General features: G+C 64.4%; 11 protein-coding genes. 6 read left to right on the top strand and 5 right to left on the bottom strand.

Features of this window, described 5'->3' with window-relative positions; all coding sequences use genetic code 11:
- Position 1: 1 nt before the first annotated feature.
- Entirely contained in the window at positions 2-2,626 is a 2,625-nt protein-coding gene (locus C1876_RS13185; RefSeq protein ID WP_114547189.1) for a molybdopterin-dependent oxidoreductase, read from the bottom strand.
- Between the two features lie 233 nt (positions 2,627-2,859).
- On the opposite strand from C1876_RS13185, the gene C1876_RS13180 reads away from it, so the two are divergent.
- Positions 2,860-3,537 carry a TorD/DmsD family molecular chaperone gene (locus C1876_RS13180; protein WP_114547188.1) on the top strand — a complete coding sequence of 226 codons (678 nt, stop codon included), beginning with the start codon at positions 2,860-2,862 and terminating at the stop codon, positions 3,535-3,537.
- 62 nt (positions 3,538-3,599) lie between these two features.
- Here the strand turns inward: C1876_RS13180 and C1876_RS13175 are convergent, their stop codons facing one another.
- Complete coding sequence (locus C1876_RS13175; RefSeq protein ID WP_114547187.1) at positions 3,600-4,178, bottom strand: 4Fe-4S dicluster domain-containing protein; 579 nt, start codon at positions 4,176-4,178, stop codon at positions 3,600-3,602.
- Positions 4,179-4,192: 14 nt separating this feature from the next.
- Complete coding sequence (locus tag C1876_RS13170) at positions 4,193-6,877, bottom strand: molybdopterin-dependent oxidoreductase (RefSeq protein WP_158544695.1); 2,685 nt, start codon at positions 6,875-6,877, stop codon at positions 4,193-4,195.
- A gap of 246 nt (positions 6,878-7,123) precedes the next feature.
- Here C1876_RS13170 and C1876_RS13165 point away from each other — a divergent pair, with 246 nt between their 5' ends.
- On the top strand, positions 7,124-8,809 hold the full coding sequence (locus C1876_RS13165) for an ATP-binding protein (RefSeq protein ID WP_114547185.1): 1,686 nt from the start codon (positions 7,124-7,126) through the stop codon (positions 8,807-8,809).
- Positions 8,802-9,512: a response regulator transcription factor gene (locus C1876_RS13160; protein WP_114547184.1), complete on the top strand. Its 711-nt coding sequence runs from the start codon at positions 8,802-8,804 to the stop codon at positions 9,510-9,512. Before C1876_RS13165 ends, C1876_RS13160 begins: the two co-directional genes overlap by 8 nt.
- An 85-nt stretch (positions 9,513-9,597) precedes the next feature.
- Here C1876_RS13160 and nifJ read toward each other — a convergent pair whose 3' ends face one another.
- Both nifJ and C1876_RS13150 read right to left on the bottom strand, forming a co-directional pair.
- Positions 9,598-13,140 carry a pyruvate:ferredoxin (flavodoxin) oxidoreductase gene (gene nifJ, locus C1876_RS13155; RefSeq protein WP_114547183.1) on the bottom strand — a complete coding sequence of 1,181 codons (3,543 nt, stop codon included), beginning with the start codon at positions 13,138-13,140 and terminating at the stop codon, positions 9,598-9,600.
- Positions 13,141-13,305: 165 nt separating this feature from the next.
- Positions 13,306-13,719 (bottom strand): very short patch repair endonuclease, encoded by a 414-nt coding sequence (locus C1876_RS13150; RefSeq protein ID WP_227113003.1) that lies wholly within the window; start codon positions 13,717-13,719, stop codon positions 13,306-13,308.
- Between the two features lie 353 nt (positions 13,720-14,072).
- Between C1876_RS13150 and C1876_RS13145 the strand changes: the two genes are divergently transcribed.
- The 3 genes from C1876_RS13145 (at position 14,073) to C1876_RS13135 (ending at position 17,798) form a co-directional block, all read left to right on the top strand.
- Positions 14,073-15,680 carry an ABC transporter substrate-binding protein gene (locus tag C1876_RS13145; RefSeq protein ID WP_227113004.1) on the top strand — a complete coding sequence of 536 codons (1,608 nt, stop codon included), beginning with the start codon at positions 14,073-14,075 and terminating at the stop codon, positions 15,678-15,680.
- An 82-nt stretch (positions 15,681-15,762) separates the two neighbouring features.
- The gene (locus tag C1876_RS13140) at positions 15,763-16,656 is read left to right on the top strand and encodes an SGNH/GDSL hydrolase family protein (RefSeq protein WP_114547180.1); all 894 of its coding nucleotides are present in this window, start codon (positions 15,763-15,765) and stop codon (positions 16,654-16,656) included.
- A 185-nt stretch (positions 16,657-16,841) separates the two neighbouring features.
- A complete protein-coding gene (locus C1876_RS13135) occupies positions 16,842-17,798 on the top strand; it encodes an ABC transporter permease (RefSeq protein WP_114547179.1) in 957 nt (318 codons plus the stop codon).
- Position 17,799 lies beyond the last annotated feature (1 nt).

Raw genomic sequence — 17,799 nt, 5'->3', positions numbered from 1 at the left:
TCTAACCCAGCTCGACGATACGCTGCGGCAGCGCGCAATCGGCGACGAGCGCCGCGCCCTCGTACCGCTCGTAGTTGCAGTTGTAGTTATTGTAGCCCGACGTGCCCATACCGCTGGTCACCGTGCCGCACAGCACGTTGTCGGTTCCCGCGTGGTCGATGCCCTCGTCCTCGTCGTAGTCGAGCCATGCGCCGTGCGGCAGGCCGACGCACCCCGGCATGATGATCTCGGTGACCGACGCCGTGCGCAGCGTGGCCCCGTGCGCGTTGTACACCCGCACGGTGTCGCCGTCGGCGATGCCCTTCGCGGCGGCGTCCGACGCGTTGACGAACACGGGGTTCGGCCACGCCTCGCGCAGCCAGGGCTCGTTGTCGAGCACCGGATGGGCGCGGCGCAGGTAATGGGGGTTGTACACGATGAAGGGGTACGCGCTCGCCTCGCCGCCGATGGCGCCGTCGGCGAAGGTGCCCTCGCGGCCCTCGGGTGCGGCCACGTAGTTCGGGTACGGCTTGAACGTGCCGTCGGGGCTGTAGCCCATGCTGTTCAGCGTGTCGGCCTTGTACTGGCAGTAGATTTCGAACTTGCCCGAATCGCTCGGTCGCGGGTTCGCCTCGGGGTCCTTGATATAGTCCTCGTACCCGATGCGCACGTAGGCGTCGCCCTCGGCGCGCTTGACGGTGTAGCAGCCGTTTTTCAGGAACTCGTCGAGCGCAACCACGCCCTCCTGCGGCTTGCCGTCGCACTGCCATGCGTCGATGTCGTCCTGGCTCACCGTGACGAGCGCCTGCTCGCTCCCCGCCTCATCGACGTACGTGCAGCCCAGAATCTGGTTGAAGAACTGCTGCTTTTCGCTGAGGGGCCAGATGGTCGACGGGTCGATGCCCACCTTCTCGGCCAGCAGCGTGCCGATTTCCTGATCGGTCTTGGCTTCGTACAGCGGCTCGGTGACCTGGGTGTACACGATCACCGTCTCGCGGCTGCGCTGATGGCCGGGGAAGCCGCCCACGCGCTCCCACTCGGTGGTGATGGGCAGCACGATATCGGAGAACTGCGCCTGCGCGTTGAAGAAGTGCGAGGAGCAGGTGACGAATTCGAGCGAGCGCAACGCCTCGATGGCCGTCACCGTGGAAGGCGTGTTCTGCACACGTGCCGCCCCTTCGAGCGACAGGTACTTGATGTCGGCTTCCTTGATATCCTGCGCGTTGAACGTGTCGGAATACGCGAAACCCGTGCTGTTGAACGATTTGTCGAGGATGCTCTGCCACAGCAACGGCGCGGTGATGCTCTCGGTCACCGGGTTCTCCACCGCCGGCAGGCCCGCATCGCCGAACGCCGCGAGCGCCGGTCCGTGCGATCCGGCGAACGTCTTGTAGGCGCCGCCCGTCGCATGCCCCGATTTGCCCATGTGGCCGCCCATCGCGCCCACGGTCATGAACAGCTGCGGCACGTTGTCGGCGCTCGTGCAGCGGGCAAGCGCGTAGTTGTGCAGCAGCATGACCTTGTGATCCTTGCCGATGGTGCCGGCGAACCACGCGATATCCTCCTCGGAGGCCCCGCAGATGGCGCTCGCCCATGCGGCGGTCTTCGGCGTGCCGTCGTACTCGCCCATCACGTAACCCTTGAAGTTCTCGTCGAGCTGTGCGTCGGCCGGCATGTGCTCGGCGTCGAAGCCCACGCAGTACGCGTCGAGGAACTCCTGGTCGATCACGCCCTGCTCGATCATCTCGTAGGCGACGCCCAGCAAAAACGCCGTATCGGTACCCGGGTAAATAGGAATCCATCGCGCGTCGAAGTACGCCGCGGTGGCGTTGTACGACGGCCCCACGTACACGAACTGCACGCCGGCCTCGATGGCCTGATCGAAGTTGTTCATGGTCGAGCCGCCCGACGACCACACCGAGTTGCCGCCCACGAGCACGATGGTTTCCGCGTTCTTCAAATCGAAGCGATCGTTCGTCTCGCCGAGGTCGGCGGAGGGAAGGCCCAGCTTCGTCATGTTGAACGAGTACGTGCCGCACGAGCTAGTATCGGTGACCTGCAGGTAGCCGCCCATGTTGGCCAGCACCTGCTCGATGCCGGGACCGCCGTTGCCCACCACCGCGCGCGGGCCGTACGTGTCGTAGATGCGCTTCGCCTCGTCGGCGATGTAGCCGATGGCCTCATCCCAGCTGATGCGCTCCCAGTCGTCCTTGCCGCGCAGCTCGCCGTGCGCGTTCTCGCCGCCACCGGGCTGCCAGCTCTTGCGCTTCATGGGGTACTTCAAGCGGTCGGCACCGAAGCATTGCTGCTGCTGAGCGCGACCGCGCGGGCACCCGCGCTGCTGCAGCCATTCGAAGCTGTCCTCGTGGGACGTGTCGCTTCCCTGGCGCACCACCACGCCGTTCTTCATGAGCACGCGGTTGACGCAGCGCCCGCCGCAGTTGTGCCAACAGGCGGCCGAGATCCACACGCCCTCGTCGTCGGCGGATTCCGCCGACCCCGTCGCCGAACCCGCGTCTTGCCCGCTCGGCTGGCACGCGACGAGCGACGACGACGCCGCAAGCGACGCGGCAAGCGCGGCGCTGCCGGCAACGAAGCGACGACGACTGAGCGCCTTGCCCGAGATCTCTTCGATGAGACTTCCCATAGACTCCCCCTACTCCTCTTCCATGACTCCGATGATCGCACAGGTTTCGAACGTCGCAGCGGGGGAATTCCAGCCCCGCCCCGCTCCGTTTTTTCCGGGTCTTGATCATCGGTCCCAACACGCTATACTATAGCCGCCCACTTTGCCGGGAACAAGCATATCCCCTGGTAAACAGCATAGTTTTTGGGAAATGAATCTTACTGTCCGGTAATATTTCACCGAGAGGATCAGCTATGGACCATCGCTCGGAGGTTGTGGAAACGCTCCTGCAAAACCGCTGCCTGCTGCTTCCGCTTTTCCGCCGCGTCTTCGCGTACGAGCCCGATGCCGCCTTCGTGGCGGTGCTTGCCGGCGACGAGGCAACCGGCGCGCTCGACCTCGTCGCGACCGACGAAAACGATCTGGCGTCCTTGGCCGGCTTCCTGCGCGCGCTGCCGACGGGCGACGGGACGGGCGCGTTCGTAGACGCCGCCCGAACGGAGTACACCAAGCTGTTCATCGGGCCGCAGAAAGCCCTCGCCCCGTTCTGGGAGTCGGTGTACCTCGACCCGCGCGAGCTGCTGTTCCTCGCAAGCACGGCGGACGTGAAGCGGCGCTACGAAGCCGAGGGCTTTCGCGTGAACGCCGAGGGGCACGAAGCCGAGGACAGCATCGCCCTGCAGCTCGATTTCCTCGCCTGCCTGGCGCAGCGCACCCTCGACGCGTTTCGCTCGGGCGATGCAGCCGAGTACGCGCGGCTCCTCGACGTGCAGCTGACGTTCGAGCGCGATCATATGCTGGACTGGCTGCCCGCGTTCGCCGCCCGCGCGTTGCAGGCGCCGAGCGCCCTGCTGTACCCGGCGCTGTGCGCCGGCGTGGCAAGCTTCACGGCAACTGACGCCGCCCTGCTCGAAGAGCTCGTCGCCGCATAGCGACGACGACGGCCGGAACCCCTAGAGGTTCCGGCCGTCGCGGGAGGGTGGTTCGAAGCGCGCTACAAGTGCAGCTCGCGGAAGGATTCCTCGAGGGCGCGCGGCTTCGCTTCGATGAGCACGCTCGGGGTAGTCTCAGACGACGAAGGAAAACAGGCGATGTCCGCCACCGCATCGGGATGGGCGGCTTGCAGCTCACCGAGGGGGCCGAACTCAATGGCGCGCTGGCCGCACGCCGCCACACAGGTGGGCGCGCCGTCGAAGTCGCGCGTGTCCTTGCAGGCGTAGCACTTCCCCACGATCTTCAGTTCGGGGAAGTAGCGCGGCACGCCGTACGGGCAGGCGTTGACGCACTGCTGGCACCCGATGCACACGTCGTCGTCATGCTGCACCGTGCCGTCCTCTTCGGACACGTGCATGGCGCTCGTCGGGCACGCGCGCACGCACGCCGGGTTTTCGCAATGGTTGCACGTGGTTGCCACGTGGTACATGGTGGCGTCGGGATAGGCTCCCACCTCGAAGGTGTGCACTTCGCGATACGTGATGCCCATCGGCAGGTTGTTGCGCTGTTTGCAGGCAACCTGGCAGGTCTTGCAGCCGACGCAGCGGGTCATGTCGAAATAAAAGCCAAGCTGTTCCATGGTGATTCCCCTTTCTACGCCGTGACTTCGATGGTCTGCTGCCACGCGCTATCGGGCTCAAGCGCCTCGCCCGTCCATTTCTCAACACGCACCCAGGCATTGTTCTGGCCGGTCATTCCCATACCCGACGGCTTGCCGCCGACAAGCGTGCTGCCGCACCCGCCGCGGTCGATACCGTCCTCGCCAACCTTGGGCCATAAGCTGTTGGGCAGGCCCACCGCGCCTTCCATGATCAGTCCGGTGACGCACACCTGGCGCAGCACCTTGCCAACCGGGCTGCTGATCAGCACGTCGTCGCCGTCGGCGATGCCCCGTGCGGCGGCGTCGTTCACGTTCATGAGGAACGGAGCTTCCCACGCCTCGCGCAGTGTCGGCACGTTCGTGTAGAACGAGTTGGCCGCACGCGGGTAGTGCGGGTTGAAACAGCGCAGTTCGTACCCTTCAACAGGGGAAACCTCATGATAGGTGGGGTACGGCTTGAACTGGCTGCCGTCGAAGCTGATCATGTTGTACGTGTCGGCTTTCGCCTGGCAGTACAGTTCGAACTTGCCCGACGCCGACGGCAGCGGGTTCTTTTTCGGGTTGGCGATGAAGTCTGCAAGACCGATATGGGTGAAGACATCCCCCGCCTGACGCTTGAACGTGTAGATGCCCTTCTCCTTGAACTCCGCAAGCGTGACAACGCCCTCCTGAGGCTCGCCTTCGACCCCCATGGCGTCGATGTCGTCCTGGCTGATGGTGAGCAGCGGCTCGTACTCCCCCTTCTCGTTCATCAGCTGCGATCCGGAGAACTGGTTGTACAGCGCCTGCTCGGGGCTGACCGTGTACACCTTCGAGGCATCGTAGCCCAAACGCTCCAGAAGCTGCTCGTTGATCCAGCGATCCGTCTGCGACTCGTCGTCGGGATTGAGCACCTCGGTGTAGTACACCAGCTCCTCGCGCTTGCTTGAGAGTCCTTCGGTTTGCTGACGGCCGCGCACGGGCAGGATGATATCGGCGTAGCAGCTATCGGGTCGGGGCACGTAGTCGCGCATGACCACGAAATCGACGCTTCTGAACGCCTCGATGCCCAACAGGTGGTTGGGAGCCGCTCGCAGTCCACCCGAGCGCTCTCCCCAAATCACATGGATGTCGCAATCCTTTTCCTCGAGGGGCTTCCAATTGCCGCCCCACGGGCTACCCACGTTATGGTATTTCTTGTCGAGCACGGCAGCATACGCCTCCAAGCCGCCGATGTTCTCTTCGGCCACGTGGGGAATCTGCCCTCCGGGAAGCGTCGCCAAAAACACCTGCTCCGGCTCGCACAGCGGCTCGCAGCCCGAGACGTCCCACCCCGCGTTTGCAGAGCCGGCCTTGACCAGGTTCTCACCGCCGCACGCGCTGTAGTCCACCCAATAGGGGCCGTACGCGTTGCCGGGCTTTCCGATGTGCCCGCCCAGGCAGGCTACCGTCAGATACAGCTGCGGCACGTCTTCGGACCCTGTGCAGCGCCCCGCGGCGAAACCGTGCGAGAGCACGGCGTCGGCCTGTTTGCCCACCGCTTGCGCAAAGTACGTGATGTCCTCGACGGGCGTGCCGCACAGCGGGCTCGCCCATTCGGGGGTCTTCGGAACGCCGTCGTAGTCGCCGCGCACGTAGCCCATCAGGTTCTCGTCAAGCTTGGCGTCGACCGGCATGGACTCGTCATCGAACCCGACGCAGTAGGAATGCACGAAGTCCCAATCGACGATGTCGCCCTGCTCTCCGTCCAAGCGCAGCATTTCGTACACCACGGCAAGCAGGAAGGGCGTGTCGGTTCCTGGCAGCACGCGTATCCACTTCGCGTCGAGCATGTTGGCGCTCGCATTGTTGAACGGGCCGACGCAGATGAACTCCGCCCCGTTCTCCTTCGCAGCGCGGAGGTTCCATGCCGCAAACGCGATGGCCGACCACGCGGGGTCCTGCGCATACAGCACGATGAGATTGGAGTTCTCGATGATGTCGAAGCGGTCGTTGATGGTGCCCACCCCGCCCATGCTCACCTCGGGCAACCCGAGCTGGGACAAGTCGGACAGGTAACTGCCGAACGAGCACGTGTCCCACGTCACCATGAAGCCTCCGCACGCATCGAGCACGGGAGACCGCACCCCCCACTGATCCCACGGATAGTACACGGCGCGCGGCCCGTAGGTGGTGTACACCTTGCGCAGCTGCTCGGCTATGGTGTCGAGCGCTTCGTCCCAGCTGATGCGCACCCATTCGTCCTTGCCGCGCAGCTCGCCATGCGGCTCTTCCGGGCTCCAATTCTTGCGCTTCAGGGGGTATGAAATGCGGTCGGTGCCGAACTCGAACTCGGCGGCACAGCGACCGCGCAGGCACGAGCGGAACTGCGGGTACTCCAGCGAGTCCTCGTGCGTGTCGTCGGTCTTCGTCCTGACGACCACGCCGTCCTTCACGAGCGCCTTGGTCACGCAACCGCCACCGCAGCCTTTGTCGCATTCCATGAACTTCCACTCGCCGTCGTTGAGGGTCGTCATGGCTTTGCCGCCCTCGAACGTTCCCTCGGGCGCGAACGACCCGCTTGCCGCACCCTCCGCCTTCCCCTTCGGCGCGCACCCCGTGAGCGAACCCGCTGCGGCCAGCGCCGTTGCCACGGCGGCGCCAGCCGCCACGAAACCCCTTCGGTCCAACATGCGATCGCTCGCCTTGCTGTCGGTCATCATCCACTCCTTCGTCCTATACCCTCAACCGATAGCCCCGAGTATAGAAACCGACGTGCGTAATAGACATTGACAGGGTATAACATTTTCCCGACCAGATATTGATGAATCATTACTTCCCAGTTCAGGGCACGAGTTTTCACCAACGCGACCCCACAGCACCCACGCCTGCGCCCGCGCCGCGCGCAGGGCGCGGGTGCTATACTGAGAACCCATCGGGGACTGCAAGCAGGGGATGCGGGGTCTATGAAATCGTCGGTGTCGCTTCGGGTGAAGTTTATCGTGCTTCTGGTATCGGTCATCGTGGCGATGCTGGGCATGAACGTGCTCTGGCAGCAGTACTCCGGCGGCCAACGCACCGAGCAGGAACTCACCGAGCAAGCTCGCGCGCTCTCGTCCAACATGGATGCGGTATGGTTCTTCATGACGGCCAACCAGGATCTCATCAACTACGATTCCGCTGGAAATTACGAGTTCAAAGGCCTGCAGTGCTCCATCGCCGGCCGCTCCATCGGGGCGCTGTTCTCGCGCGCGACCGATTACCGGACAAGCTACGTATCCCTCTCGCCGCGCAACGACTTCGACGAGCCCGACCCGTTCGAACGCGCCGGACTCGAAGCGTTCGCGAACAACCCGCAGCTCAGCGAATACTACGAGTACGATGAATCCGACGAGGGCACGTACTTCCGCTACCTCAGACGCATGAACATGGAAACCTCCTGCCTGCAATGCCACGGCGAGCCGGTCGGCGAGCTCGACGTGACCGGGTATCCCAAAGAGGGGTTGCGCGAGGGCGATTTGTACGGGGCCATCTCGCTGGCCATTCCCGCGAATACCTACATCGAATCGGCCCGCACCACCATGGAGCAGAGCGTCTTCCTGAGCGCGCTCGCCATCATCGCCAGCATCTCCATCATCTGGATCGCCCTCAGCTCGCTCGTCACTGCACCCATCGCTCAGGTAAAACGGGGCATGGAACGCTTCGAGAAGGGCGCGTACGACACCCGGCTGCAACCGGAAAAATTCTCGAAGGAGATCCAGGTTCTCACGCACGGCTTCAACAACATGGCTGACGAGCTGGAGAAATCGCACGCCATGCTCGAAGACACCGTGGAAGAGCGCACACAGGAACTCAGCCAGGCGAACGCGAAGCTCGAGGCGCAACGCCACGAGCTTGCGAAAACCAACAGCCGCCTGGCCGACGAGAACCAGTACAAGAGCGACTTCCTCGCCATGATGAGCCACGAGCTCAAAACGCCCCTCGCCGCGTCCATGGCCTTCTCGGGCATCCTCAAGGAGCGCAGCCGCCCCTCGGCCGACGACGAGCAGCTGTGGGCGGAACTCGAGATGAACAACCAAACGCTGCTTGCCATGATCGACAACATCCTGGTGATGGCCCGCCTCGAGGCGGGCAAGGAACAGCTGCAGCTCGAGCTCACCGACATGGTGGACGTCGTGTCCGCGCTGCAATCGACCATCGACGCCCTCGCCCGCCGCAAGGGCGTGAGCGTCGCCTACGACATCGCCGACGGCATTCCCCTGTTCGCTGCCGACGCCGAGAAGCTGCACCGCATCGCCGAAAACCTCGCGGGCAACGCCGTGAAATTCACCGACGAAGGCGGGCGCGTCCTCGTCGCCTGCCGCTACGACGATGCGCGCGAGCAGGTGGTGCTCGAAGTGGCCGACACGGGCATCGGCATCGAACGGGACGACCTCGCCCGCATCTTCGACAAGTTCACGCAAGCCGACGGTTCCATCAGCCGCTCGTACGGCGGAAGCGGTTTAGGGCTGGCCATGTGCAAGGAACTCGTCGAGCTGCACGAAGGCAGCATCGACGTGACCAGCACGCCGGGCGTCGGCAGCACGTTCACCGTGCGCATACCCGCCAACCTGCCCCTTGCGGGAGCAGACGAAGGAGCAGACCATGCATAACATCATGCTCATCGACGACGACCCCAGCCTGCAACTGGCCCTCGAGCGCATCATCCGCGACGAAGGCTACGCGTTCTGCTGCGCGTCGGACGGCCGCACGGGGCTCGAGATGCTCGGCCGCGAGCACCCCGACCTGCTGCTGCTCGACGTCATGCTGCCGAAGATGAACGGCTACGACGTGTGCCGCGAGATGCGCGCGCAGGGCCGGCGCATTCCCGTGCTCTTCCTCTCGTCCAAAGGAGACATCGTGGACAAGGGCATCGGCTTCAAGGCGGGCGGAGACGACTACCTGGTGAAGCCCTTCAACAACGAAGAGCTGCTCATGCGCATCGAGGCGCACCTGAACCGGCACAAGTCCGACCTCGCCTTCGCCCGTGCGAACGCCTTGGCGGGCACGAGCCTCATCGGCGATTTGGAAATCGACTTCAGCGGCTACGTCGTGCGCAAGCGCGGCGTGAAGCTTGACCTGACCAGCAAGGAGTTTGAAATCCTGGCGCTGCTGGCCGGCAACCCCGGCCAGGCGTTTTCGCGCGAGCAGATATACGAGCACATCTGGGGCGAGGACAGCGCGGTCGATACCAACTCCATCACCGTGTTCGTCCGCCGCATCCGCGAGAAGATCGAGGACAAGGCAAGCCAGCCGGCGTACGTGCTCACCGTGTGGGGCGTCGGCTACAAGTTCGCCGACCGCATCGACGCGTAGGAGCGACGGGCGGCACGCATGAAAGAAGCCCTTGGCATGGTGCCAAGGGCTTCTTTCGCTCCGCGTGCGGTATTCGCTTCGCGGCTTACGCTTCGGCGTAGAGATCCTTGAGCTTGAGCAGGTGCTCGTAGCGCTTGAGGGCTTCTTCCTCGTTGCGCTCGAACAGCTCGCCGGCGCGCTCGGGGAACTCGCGCGTCAGACGGCTGTAGCGCGCCTCGTTCATGAGGAACTCCTGGTAGCCGCCCGCGGGCTCCTTGGAGTCGAGCACGAACTTCTTGCCGGCCGGAGCCTCGGGGTTGAAGCGGAAGAGGTTCCAGTACCCGCAGTCCACGGCCTTCTTCATCTCGTCCTGGCAGTTCGCCATGCCGCCCTTGATGGAGTGCATCTCGCAGGGCGAGTAGCCGATGATGAGCGACGGTCCGGGATACGCCTCGGCCTCGGCGATGGCCTTGATGGTCTGCGCCGGCTTCGCGCCCATGGCAACCTGCGCCACGTACACGTAGCCGTAGCTCATCGCGATCTCGGTGAGGCTCTTCTTCTTGATGTCCTTACCGGCTGCGGCGAACTGCGCCACCTGGCCGATGTTGGAGGCCTTGGAAGCCTGGCCGCCCGTGTTCGAGTACACCTCGGTGTCGAACACGAACACGTTCACGTCCTGGCCGGACGCCAGCACGTGGTCGAGGCCGCCGTAGCCGATGTCGTAGGCCCAGCCGTCGCCGCCGAAGATCCAGACGGACTTCTTGGCCAGGTAATCCTTGTTCTCGAGGATGTCGGCGGCAACCGGGCAGCCGTCGGCAACCGCAGCCTCAAGCGCGGGGATGAGCGCCTTGGCAGCCGCAGCGTTCGCTTCGCCGTCCGTGGCGGAGGCCAGGTACGCGGCGATGAGCTCCTTGGTGGCTTCCGGCGTCTTGTCGCTGGCGGCCATTTCCTCGAGCTTGCCCACGAGGCGCGTGCGCACCGCTTCGTGACCGAGCAGCATGCCCAGACCGTGCTCGGCGTTGTCCTCGAACAGCGAGTTCGACCACGCCGGGCCGTGACCCTCCTTGTTCACCGTGTACGGCGACGTGGCAGCCGGGCCGCCCCAGATGGACGAGCAGCCGGTGGCGTTCGTGATGTACATGCGATCGCCGAACAGCTGGGTGACGAGCTTCGCGTACGCCGTCTCGGCGCAGCCGGCGCAGGCGCCGGAGAACTCGAGGAGCGGCTGCTTGAACTGGCTGCCCTTCACAGTGGCGTCTTCCAGCTCGGGCTTGTCGGACACGTGCTCCACGCAGTACGCGAACACGTCCTGCTGCGCAAGCTCCTCGGCCTGGTCGACCATCTTGAGCGAGTCGGACGGGCACACGTTCACGCACACGCCGCAGCCCATGCAGTCGAGCGGCGAGATGGCCAGCGTGTACTGCAGGCCGGCCGCAGCCTTGCCCTTCGCCGGGACGAGCTTCGTCGCCTCGGGGGCGGCGGCAGCCTCGGCCTCGGTGAGCGCGAAGGGACGGATGGTGGCATGGGGGCACACGAAGGCGCACTGGTTGCACTGGATGCATGTGGCGGCGTCCCACTCGGGCACGCTCACGGCAACGCCGCGCTTCTCGTAGGCGGCAGCGCCCTGCGCGAACTGGCCGTCCACATGCTCGACGAAGGCGGACACGGGCAGGCGATCGCCGTCCATGCGGCCGACCGGCTCCATGATGTCGGTGACCATCTTGACCACCTCGGGGCGGCCCGCACGCTCGGCGGCCGGAGCGTCGTCGACCGCGTCGGCCCAGCTGGCCGGAATCTCAACCTGCACGAACGCCGTGGCGCCCGCGTCGATGGCGCGGTGGTTCATGTCGACGACTTCCTGACCCTTCTTCAGGTAGGACTTCGTGGCGGCATCCTTCATGTACTGGATGGCCTCGGCCTGCGGCATGACGTTCGCCAGCGTGAAGAACGCCGACTGCAGGATGGTGTTCGTGCGCTTGCCCATGCCGATCTCGCGAGCGAGGTCGATGGCGTTGATGGTGTACAGCTTGATGTCGTTGTTGGCGATGTAGCGCTTGGCCTCGGCGTTCAGATGATGCTCAAGCTCTTCCGGCGTCCACTGGCAGTTGATCATGAACGCGCCGCCCGGCTTGACGTCGTTCACCATGCGGAAGCCCTTCGTCACGTACGAGGGGTTGTGGCAGGCGACGAAGTCGGCCTTGTTCACGTAGTAGGTGCTGCGGATGGGAGCGTCGCCGAAGCGCAGGTGGCTGATGGTCACGCCGCCGGTCTTCTTCGAGTCGTACTGGAAGTAGGCCTGCACGTACTTGTCGGTGTGGTCGCCGATGATCTTGATGGAGTTCTTGTTCGCGCCCACCGTGCCGTCGCCGCCAAGGCCCCAGAACTTGCACTCGATGGTGCCCTCGGCCGCCGTGTTGGGGCTGGTCGGGTCCTCGGGCAGGGACAGGTTCGTCACGTCGTCGACGATGCCCACGGTGAACTCGCGCGCCGGCGCGTCCTTCTCAAGCTCCGTGTAGACGGCGAACACCGAAGAGGGCGGGGTGTCCTTCGAGGCCAGGCCGTAGCGGCCGCCCACGACGGTGAGGTCGCTTCGACCCTCGTGCGCAAGCGCGTTCACCACGTCCATGTACAGCGGCTCGCCGAGCGAACCCGGCTCCTTCGTGCGGTCCATGACCGCGATCTTCTCGACGGTCTCCGGCAGCGCCGCCATGAACTTGCTCGACACGAACGGACGGTACAGGCGCACCTTCACGAGGCCCACCTTCTCGCCGTGCGCGTTCAGGTAGTCCACGACCTCTTCCACGACGTCGCAGAACGAGCCCATGGCCACGATCACACGATCGGCGTCGGGGGCGCCGTAGTAGTTGAACAGCTCGTAGTTCGTGCCCAGTTTCGCGTTCACCTGGTGCATGTAGTCTTCGACGACGGCCGGCAGCGCGTCGTAGGAGCCGTTGCAGGCCTCGCGGTGCTGGAAGAAGATGTCGCCGTTCTCATGGCTGCCGCGCATGGACGGACGCTCGGGGTTGAGGGAGTGCTCGCGGAACGCGCGCACGGCGTCCATGTCGCACATTTCGGCGAGGTCTTCGAAATCCCACACGGCGATCTTCTGCACCTCGTGCGACGTGCGGAAGCCGTCGAAGAAGTTGATGAACGGGATGCGGCCCTTGATGGCGGACAGGTGCGCCACCGCGGACAGGTCCATAACTTCCTGGACGTTGCTCTCGGCGAGCATGGCGAAGCCGGTCTGGCGGCAGGCCATGACGTCGGAGTGGTCGCCGAAGATGCTGAGCGCCTGGGTGGCCACGGTACGCGCGCTCACGTGGAACACGGTGGGCAGCATTTCAGCGGCGATCTTGTACATGTTGGGAATCATGAGGAGCAGACCCTGGGACGCGGTATAGGTGGTGGTCAGCGCACCGGCGGCAAGCGAGCCGTGCACGGCACCGGCGGCGCCGCCCTCGGACTGCATCTCGCACACCTTCACCGTGGTGCCGAAGATGTTCTTCATACCCGCGGCGGACCACTGGTCCACCAAGTCGGCCATCGGGCTCGACGGGGTGATGGGGTAAATGCCCGCCACCTCGGTAAACGCATAAGAAACGTACGCGGCGGCGTTATTGCCGTCCATTGATTTGAATTCTCTCGCCATAAGTCCTCTCCTCGACCTGGTCGAATACCACGGTGTATGATACCAGCCCAACTTTACCGCGCAGGAGTGCATTTGAACGGGGGGCAATCGTGAGGTGCAGCATTTCGGCAAACGGCCTCAATTGTGGCGTACCCGTGGAGGCGGACGGAAGCGAGCGCCTCCCCGTCAGAGGCTTTTGAGTTCTTTTCCTAGCTCTTCCGCCAATTGGGGCAACAGGTCGGCCATGGTGGCGTCGATAGTCTTTTTCTTGAGCTGGCACTCCCAAATCACGTGGACGGTCCACCCCTGTGCTTCGAGGGCCGCGCGGCTGCGCTCGTCGCGCTCCACGTTGCGCTCGAACTTCACCACCCAGTATTCCACGTTGCTCTTCGGCATGCTCGGCTTGCACCGCGGGCAGCGATGCCAGAAGCACCCGTTGACGAAGAGCGCCACCTTCTTGCCCGGCCACGCCACGTCGGGATGCCCCGGCACCTTCCACTGCAGGCGGTAGCCCGTCAGCCCGGCGGCGCGCAGACGCTCGCGCACGAGCAGTTCGGGCTTCGTGTTGCTGCGCTTGTTGCCCTTCATGGACTTGCGCACGGCCTCGCTCGACGCGGGCGGCGCTGACAATTTGACGGGAGCGGGCAGCGCCGGATGCGACAAACGGTCGACGAGGGCGGAAAACGGCCGAATTTCGTGGTCGGAGAACTCCGTTAGCCAACCGTTACTTTTATGTTGCTTTCGAATCATGCGGCGCATGATACCACTGATTTTCCCAGGTCATTTATTTTCTCATGGGAATAATAATAGTAATATTGAGTTTACAGGTTCTTTATTTTCTGCGGATTATCCCTGATAATGGGTGACGCTGTTGTGCGCGTGCGCAAGCACGCACGTACGTTCGGGGCGTCCTGCCCCGATACCGAAATGGAGGGAAACCAATGGAACAGCCTATGAAAGCATCTTTGTCTCGCCGCACGTTCTTGGCGGGCAGCGCCGTTGCAGCCGCAGCGGCCGGCCTGAGCCTTGCCGGGTGCAGCGGTGGCGGCGACACGACGTCCACGCCGTCGACTGATGCGGGCACGACCGACCCCGGTGCGGCCGCCCAGGGTGGCACGCTCACGGGTGCCTGCGCCTACACGAGCACGAACGTCAACCCGATTGGCAACAGCTCCGCGCTGATGCTGGGTGCCACCTGGCACGTGTTCGAGGGCCTGTACGACCTCGACCTGCACACCTACAAGACCTACAACGCGCTCGCCGCCGGCGATCCCACGAAGGTCTCCGACACCGAGTACGAGGTTGCGCTGCGCGACGGCGCCAAGTTCTCCGACGGCACGGACGTGACGTCCGCCGACGTGGTGAACGCGTTCGAGAAGAACATGGCCGACCCGACCTACGGCGCCTTCCTCGAGTTCATCGACACGGTGTCCGCGAAGGACGACAAGACCGTCGCCTTCACGCTGAAGTACCCCTTCGACAGCCTGCTGAAGGGCCGCATGAGCGTGGTCAAGGTGTTCCCCGCCTCGCTCACCGAGGACGACCTGAAGACGAAGCCCATCGGCTCCGGTCCGTGGATGTACGACACCATCAACGGCGACGACGGCGGCTCCATCGAGTTCGTGCCGAACACGAACTACAACGGCAAGTACGCGGCCACGGCCGACAAGATGCACTGGGACATCACGCTTGACAACACGGCCCGCACGACGGCGCTGCAGGAGGCCACGGTCCAGGTCATGGAGAGCGTGCCCGACGCCAACGCCGACCAGCTGGTGGCGGCCGGTGCCACGGTTGACTACATCCAGGGCTTCAACCAGGCCTTCCTGATGTTCAACACGCTGAAGGAGCCCTTCAACGACAAGCGCGTTCGCCAGGCGTTCTTCTACGCCATCGACGCGGACAAGCTCATCAACAACCAGATGGCCGGCCATGCGTCGCCCGTCACGGGCTTCCTGCCGAAGGAGCACGCGAACTACCACGAGGCCTCCACGGTGTACAAGCGCGACGTGGAGAAGGCCAAGAGCCTGCTCAAGGAAGCCGGCGTCGAGAACCTCGAGTTCACGATGGTCACCAACAACAACTGGGTGAAGGACCTCGCCGCCCAGATCCAGGAAGACCTCAAAGAGGCCGGCATCACGATGAAGAACGACGAGCAGAAGATCAACTGGAGCGAGTACGCCGAGTCCGCCGACGTCCTGCCCTACGACGTCATGCTCACCCCGGGCGACCCGACCTGCTTCGGCAACGACCCCGACCTGCTCATGTCCTGGTGGTACGGCGACAACATCTGGACCCAGGGCCGTACGTGCTGGAAGAAGGCCGGCGACGGCAAGTTCGAGGAGCTGCAGACCCTCATGCAGACCGCGCGCGAGGCCACGGACGAGAAGACGCAGCAGGAGACGTGGAACAAGTGCTTCGACCTGCTGGCCGAAGAAGTGCCGCTGTACCCGCTGTTCCATCGCGAGCTGGCCACGGGCTATCAGGCCGAGCAGATCACCGGCTTCGAGCCCATTGCCACGACGGGCCTGGTGTTCCTGGGCGCGAGCGTGAAGGCGTAAGCGTACGTTTCACCTGATGTAATGCTATGAATAGGCTCGCCCCCTTCCGGGGCGGGCCTTTCTTTTCCGAAAAGAGAGACCCATGCAGAACTCCCCCCGACGCGTTTCCATCCTCGGCGACTCCATCAGCACGTTCGACGGGTGCAACCCCGACGGCTTCCGCGTGTACTACACCGGCGAGCGCCGCGAGGAAACCGGCGTGCGCCTCCCGGCCGACACGTGGTGGTCCCAGGTGATCGAGCGCCTCGACGGGCAACTGCTGGCGAACGGCTCGTTTTCGGGCAGCCTCGTGGAGGGGGCGGGATTTCCCGCCGGAAGCAGCCAACCGCGCATCGACGCGCTGGCAAGCGACGGCGTGCAGCCCGATGTCGTCATCGTGTTCATGGGCATCAACGACTACGGCTGGGGCGGCGCGGCGGCGCAGGCCGCCGGCCGCGGCAACGCCCTGCCTGTCGAGCTCGACCTTGACGCCATCGAACCGTGCACCGCGTCCATCGCCGCACCCGACGCCGTCGAACGCTTCCGCGACGCCTACCGCCTGCTGACGCAGCGCCTGCGCGCCGCGTACCCGCAGGCCGCGGTGTGGTGCTGCACGCTCTGCCCCGGCCGCGTGGCCGGTTCGAGCCGCCCCACGTTCGCCTCGAACCTGCGCGGCGCGCCGTTCGCAGGCTACAACGACGCCATCCGCGACGCGGCACGCGCTCACGGCTGTCACCTCGCCGACGTCGCGGCGTTCGGCTTCGACTACGAGGCCCTCGACGGCACCCACCCCACCGCGCGCGGCATGCGGCAGCTTGCCAGCATGATCGCGACGGCCATCGAGGACGGCGCCTCCGACCCTCGCCGCCTGCCCGCCGCGCTCTTCGATGAGTCGCTGCGCTCGGTCGAGCTCTGCCCGGGGGCTTCGTGCATCGGATGCGCGCATGCCAAGAACACGGGAAACAGCTGGTTTCTCGTGTGCGAGAAGGACGCGTGAGCGAACCGGCGCGCCGTGCGCTCGTATTCGGTCCAAGATGGCTCTAATTCCCCGCCACAATCTGCGTTGATCGTATAAAATAGCCTCGTGGTTGTCTCAATCTCACCGCGCCTTTTTGCGCGCGATGCAGGCAGCAGTTTGTCAGTGCAAGCGGGCCTCGGCCCACGAAATGAAAGGGGGATACGGTGAGCAACCTCTTACGATTGATCGGACGTCGCCTCATAGCGCTGCCGATCATGATCTTCGGTGTCACCATCCTCGTCTTCTTCATTATGGCACTCTCCCCTATCGACCAAGCCTATTCGGTTCTCGGAGAGAATGCCACTGAAGCCCAAGCCCAGCAGTACCGCGAGGAACACGGCCTGAACGAGCCGGTCATCGTGCAGTACGGCAACTTCATCGTGGGGCTCGTCCAAGGCGACTTGGGCACCTACGGCGCGAACAACGCCTCCGTGGCCGACCGTATCGGCGAAGCGCTGCCCGTCACGCTGCAGCTCACGTTCTTCGGCCTTATCATCGGCGTGGTGATCGCCGTGATATTGGGCGTGATATCGGCGCTGTACCGCGATCGATGGCCCGACCAGGTCATCCGCGTGTTCTCCATCGCCTGCATCGCGACGCCGTCGTTCTGGCTCGCGGTGCTCATGATCCTGCTGTTCTCATCCATGCTGCACGTGCTGCCGGCCTCCGGCCAGCTGCCGGCGATCACGTCCGATCCGGGCGGTTGGCTTGCCCGCATGGCCATGCCGGCCATCGCGCTCGGCGTGCCCGTGGCCGGCCAGCTCACGCGCGTCATCCGCACGTCCATGGTCGAGGAACTCGACAAGGATTACGTGCGCACGGCCCTCGGCGCCGGCATCCCGAAGCGCGTCGTCGTGGCCCGCAACGTGCTGCGCAACGCGCTCATCACGCCCGTGACGGTGCTCGGTCTGCGCATCGGCTACCTCATCGGCGGCGCCGTGGTCATCGAGGTTATCTTCAACCTCCCCGGCATGGGCATGGCCATCCTTTCGGGTATCCAGTCCAGCTACACCATGCTCGTGCAGGGCGTGGTGCTGGTGGTGGCCATCACCTTCATCATCATCAACATTATCGTGGATATGCTTTATATCCTGATCGATCCGCGAATCAGGACGGTGTAGC

The organism is Eggerthella sinensis (assembly GCF_003339815.1).
In the GTDB taxonomy this organism is placed as follows: Bacteria; Actinomycetota; Coriobacteriia; order Coriobacteriales; family Eggerthellaceae; genus Eggerthella; species Eggerthella sinensis.
Note: the sequence above shows the minus strand (reverse complement) of the source record. Positions and strands in the feature narration are given on the sequence as shown.

What these genes read in the sequence shown, in the direction of transcription:
- C1876_RS13170 (WP_158544695.1), bottom strand. Translation starts at nt 6,877, where the DNA reads ATGACCGACAGCAAGGCGAGCGATCGCATGTTGGACCGAAGGGGTTTC.
- C1876_RS13180 (WP_114547188.1), top strand. Translation starts at nt 2,860, where the DNA reads ATGGACCATCGCTCGGAGGTTGTGGAAACGCTCCTGCAAAACCGCTGC.
- C1876_RS13145 (WP_227113004.1), top strand. Translation starts at nt 14,073, where the DNA reads ATGAAAGCATCTTTGTCTCGCCGCACGTTCTTGGCGGGCAGCGCCGTT.
- C1876_RS13160 (WP_114547184.1), top strand. Translation starts at nt 8,802, where the DNA reads ATGCATAACATCATGCTCATCGACGACGACCCCAGCCTGCAACTGGCC.
- C1876_RS13185 (WP_114547189.1), bottom strand. Translation starts at nt 2,626, where the DNA reads ATGGGAAGTCTCATCGAAGAGATCTCGGGCAAGGCGCTCAGTCGTCGT.
- C1876_RS13165 (WP_114547185.1), top strand. Translation starts at nt 7,124, where the DNA reads ATGAAATCGTCGGTGTCGCTTCGGGTGAAGTTTATCGTGCTTCTGGTA.
- nifJ (WP_114547183.1), bottom strand. Translation starts at nt 13,140, where the DNA reads ATGGCGAGAGAATTCAAATCAATGGACGGCAATAACGCCGCCGCGTAC.
- C1876_RS13140 (WP_114547180.1), top strand. Translation starts at nt 15,763, where the DNA reads ATGCAGAACTCCCCCCGACGCGTTTCCATCCTCGGCGACTCCATCAGC.
- C1876_RS13175 (WP_114547187.1), bottom strand. Translation starts at nt 4,178, where the DNA reads ATGGAACAGCTTGGCTTTTATTTCGACATGACCCGCTGCGTCGGCTGC.